The organism is Neisseria sp. P0021.S007, assembly GCF_051956855.1.
In genome coordinates this window covers 1-443 of sequence record NZ_JBQCXA010001716.1, presented here as the reverse complement: position 1 = coordinate 443, position 443 = coordinate 1, and the positions used below count along the sequence as shown (strand labels likewise).

Genomic DNA, 443 nt, shown 5'->3' with positions numbered 1-443 from the left:
CAACAGCCGGAATACCCAATTCACGCGCGATAATCGCTGCGTGGCAGGTACGGCCGCCACGGTTGGTCACGATGGCGGAAGCACGTTTCATTACCGGTTCCCAATCCGGGTCGGTCATGTCGGTAACGAGTACGTCGCCTGCTTCAACGGAATCCATCTCGGAAGCATCTTTCACCAAGCGAACTTTACCTTGGCCAACTTTTTGACCGATGGCACGACCTTCGCACAAGACAACTTTTTCGCCGTTGATAGAGAAGCGGCGCAGGTTGCGGCTGCCGTCTTCTTGAGATTTTACAGTTTCAGGGCGTGCTTGCAGGATGTAGAGTTTGCCATCCAAGCCGTCACGGCCCCATTCGATGTCCATTGGGCGGCCGTAGTGTTTTTCGATGGTCAGCGCGTAATGAGCCAACTCGGTTACTTCGGCGTCGGTAATGGAGAAGCAT

1 protein-coding gene is annotated in these 443 nt (G+C 54.6%); it reads right to left on the bottom strand.

The annotated features are described in order from the left end of the window. The coding region (locus tag ACTHUR_RS21090; RefSeq protein WP_440400761.1) for a PEP-utilizing enzyme at positions 1 to 443 on the bottom strand (443 nt) is incomplete at both ends.